This is a genomic window from Candidatus Symbiopectobacterium sp. (assembly GCF_020054415.1).
Taxonomy (GTDB): domain Bacteria; phylum Pseudomonadota; class Gammaproteobacteria; order Enterobacterales; family Enterobacteriaceae; genus Symbiopectobacterium.
Genome location: NZ_JAHWCO010000630.1, coordinates 1 through 2486 on the forward strand (window position 1 = coordinate 1; position 2486 = coordinate 2486).

Annotated in this window: 2 protein-coding genes and 2 pseudogenes; 2 read left to right on the top strand and 2 right to left on the bottom strand. The window is 49.6% G+C overall.

The window, feature by feature from the left end:
- Window positions 1-61: 61 nt before the first annotated feature.
- A pseudogene (locus QZ506_RS18370) lies at window positions 62-169 on the bottom strand (IS1 family transposase); the annotation flags it as partial.
- 108 nt (window positions 170-277) lie between these two features.
- Here QZ506_RS18370 and QZ506_RS18375 point away from each other — a divergent pair.
- Entirely contained in the window at window positions 278-508 is a 231-nt protein-coding gene (locus tag QZ506_RS18375) for a DNA polymerase III subunit theta (RefSeq protein ID WP_252318670.1), read from the top strand.
- A gap of 249 nt (window positions 509-757) precedes the next feature.
- Here the strand turns inward: QZ506_RS18375 and QZ506_RS18380 are convergent.
- Window positions 758-1976, bottom strand: a pseudogene (locus QZ506_RS18380) (prolyl oligopeptidase family serine peptidase).
- Between the two features lie 271 nt (window positions 1977-2247).
- On the opposite strand from QZ506_RS18380, the gene QZ506_RS18385 reads away from it, so the two are divergent.
- Window positions 2248-2486 (top strand): helix-turn-helix domain-containing protein (locus QZ506_RS18385; protein ID WP_291973027.1); only part of this gene is annotated, 239 nt, incomplete at its 3' end.

Here is a 2486-nt window from a genome sequence, read left to right on the forward strand (position 1 = left end):
CTTGCTAACAATGTGTTTTACTTTTGGAAGTTCGTCGTTGTAAGCCCTGTAGCCATCCGTGTTTGCATGACTGACGACGGTAACGCTGATGGCCACTTTTGCCATAACCGTGTTTTTTCACAGGAGATGTCTGTTCACAAAGCGGGCATCTTACATCAACTTTAGCCACTGTATTCCACATCCAAAACCGGACATTTCACACTGCAATCAACATATTGAATACACGACCAAAAAATTCTAACATGCACACTCACTTGCTGCCCTGATGATAAGAACAATGGCGTATAATCTGGCTAACCTTCCTGCGCAAGAGATGGACAAAGTGAATGTTGATCTCGCAGCCTCTGGAGTGGCGTTCAAGGAACGGTACAACATGCCAGTCATTCCAGAAGTGGTTGAAAGAGAGCAACCGGAGCATCTGCGTGACTATTTTCGTGAACGCATCGCGTTCTACCGCCAACGTTCGTTGCAGTTCTCCCGCCTCCCCTACGAACCCAAGGCAAAATAGCCTGGAATCTGCTGTCCAAAACACTTTTTTCGCTTGCATGTTATGCTCAACAGGCGGTTAATGGTAGGGCAAACCACCTTTTACCGAGAGAGGCAAATCAAATGAGTAAAGGCATGGACAGCAAAAAAAACAGCAAGAAAAAACCGTTGAAAAACACAGCAGAAACGGTCCAAACGCGCTCAGCAAATTTAGTGCGCTGAACGGGTAATCCCGCACTCAGCGGGATTACTACAGTCGCTACCTTGTATCTTATTTCTCTTCGACCATCAGCAAAAATGCGTATTCCAGCGCAATGTCTTCGTATTGTTTGAATCGCCCCGATTTTCCCCCGTGCCCGGCGTCCATATCGGTTAACAACAGCAACAGGTTGTCGTCAGTTTTCAGCTCACACAATTTGGCCACCCATTTGGCGGGTTCCCAATATTGAACTTGCGAGTCATGCAGCCCTGTAGTAATCAACAGATGCGGGTAGGCTTGAGCGCTGACATTGTCGTAAGGGCTGTAGTTTTTGATGTAGTCATAATAACGTTCCTCACTAGGATTTCCCCAGTCGTCAAAGGAATTGACTCATCAAGCATGGTGGTCAGCACATCGACAAACGGCACCTGCGCCACCACACCTTTAAACAGTTCAGGGGCCAGGTTAACCACCGCGCCCATCAACAAGCCTCCAGCGCTGCCGCCCATGGCATAAAGCTGCTTTTCATTACCATATCCCTGCGCCACCAATGCGCGGGAGATATCAATAAAATCAGTAAAGGAGTGCATCTTATTGAGCAAGCGTCCGTCGTCATACCACTGCTGCCCTAACCCCCCGCCGCCGCGAATGTGGGTCAACGCAAAGACAAACCCTCGGTCGAGCAGAGTAAGGCGACTCATGCTAAAATCCGGCTCCATACTGCTACCGTAGGCACCGTAGCCATACACCAGTAACGGATTATTACCGGGCTGGTAGCAGTCACGGCGATACACCAGCGACACCGGTACTTCAACGCCATCGCGCACGGTGATCCACAGGCGTTCGCTGCAATAATCCGAGGCGGAGAAGTGTTTGACCTCCGCCTGCTTGAGCAGGCTCTGTTCACAGCTATCCAGATTAATCTCGTACAGCGAGGTTGGCGTGGTCATGGACGAATAACCAAAACGCAGCAACGACGTTTCAGGCGTAGGATCGTAAGCGAGCCAGGTAACGTAGCTGGGATCGTTAAATGTATTAGTCGCGACTAATACACATAAGGCACCGACGCATCCTGCGCGGGGATCCTCGCGACCATCTCCTGATACAGCGTTTCTTTCACCGCATCGCAGGGTTGCATATGCGAAGCGCAATATGCGTTTTCTGCTTGCAGATACGACAATACGGCCGGATCTTCCCGCGCGTCATCACGTAGCCAGTAGTAATTATCAATACGTGTATCACCGTGGTTCGTGAGGGGGTACGGACGTTTTTCTGCCTGAGGTGCTTTCATTGCGTGCCATCCTGTTTTCTGGAAAGAAAATCGTGGCACGATTCTCTGAGAAAGCCAAGCGGTGCTGTTTGTGTGCATGGTTTGCTGCCTCTGATATCCTCGTCGCTGATGCGTACGCAAACGTTTTCCTTTATACTGCGCGCCATGTCAATACAGAGCGGGAAAGCATAATGTGTATTAGTCGCGACTAGATCTGACACTTGACCTTGAAAGGTTGATACCGGTTTTGATATGGGTGTCTAATCCTTAAACAAAACGCGAGGTAACTCTCATGCTTCATACTAACAATCCCATTATCAAATACAAAGCCGGCCTGCTCAATCTCGCCGAAGAACTCGGTAACGTATCAAAAGCCTGCAAGATAATGGACGTGTCACGCGATACATTTTACCGTTATCAGGAACTGGCTGCTGAAGGCGGCATTGATGCGCTGGTTAACCAGAACCGCCGGGTTCCGAACCTGAAGAACCGCGCCGACGAAGCCACTGAACGCGCGGTTGTTGATTATGC

Excerpts from the sequence above, each read along its gene's own strand:
- QZ506_RS18375 (WP_252318670.1), top strand. The coding sequence starts at position 278 with ATGGCGTATAATCTGGCTAACCTTCCTGCGCAAGAGATGGACAAAGTG.